The 761-nt window shown below is 46.9% G+C and carries 1 protein-coding gene and 1 pseudogene; both read right to left on the reverse strand.

Annotation, left to right across the window (positions count from 1 at the left end; all coding sequences use genetic code 11):
• Positions 1-176: pseudogene (locus R7Q46_RS26630) on the reverse strand (cell division protein DedD); the annotation flags it as partial.
• A 14-nt stretch (positions 177-190) separates the two neighbouring features.
• Positions 191-761, reverse strand: a 571-nt coding sequence (locus R7Q46_RS26635; RefSeq protein WP_318078149.1) for a glutamate ligase domain-containing protein, incomplete at its 5' end; no start/stop codon positions are given.

Raw genomic sequence — 761 nt, forward strand, 5'->3', positions numbered from 1 at the left:
GGCTCTAAGATCTCGAAGTTTTCCACATCACTATCAAGTTCAGGTTTGATAGGAATGCTGGCAAATTCTTCTTTGTAGTGCAGTTTTTTACCATCTAGAACATCAGGGAGAACAATGACTCCCACTGCGACTAGAATGATGGTGCCGACTAAACGACTTTGGAATTTACTTGCCATCAAGTTACCTTTGATTACTTATTCTTTGATTGCCAATGCTCCAATACCTCACCTACGGTATGGAATGAGCCCGCGACCAACACAACATCGTTTGAAGCAGCGCTGCTTAATGCACTCTCAAACGCTTCAATCGGTGTTTGGAACTGAACTTGCCCTTGCGGTAGGTATTGGCACAATTCATCCGCCGTTGCAGCCCTTGGCCCAGTCAACGATGCTGGATACCAATGCGTCGCGATAGGCTTAAGCGCGGCCAATGTCGCTTTGATGTCTTTATCATGCAGCATTGCAATCACAACGTGGATAGTTTTCCCCGCGTACTGAGTTTTCACCTTTTCAACTAAATACTCAGCAGAATGAGGGTTGTGCGCCACGTCCAACACAATTTCTGGCTCGTGTTGAAGCACCTGCATTCGACCCGCGAGTCGAGCATTATTCAAGCCATTAACGATGTTTATGTCAGTGATTTGCAATTCCGACGCGCCTAGAGCCATTAAAGCAGTGGCAGCATTTGGAAGCGGTAGCGAAGGCAGAGGAAGATCCTCAAGCGCAAAAGCACCACTACTCCACTTCCAACCTTTCTCAGTT

The sequence above is a fragment of the Vibrio sp. 811 genome (assembly GCF_033339195.1).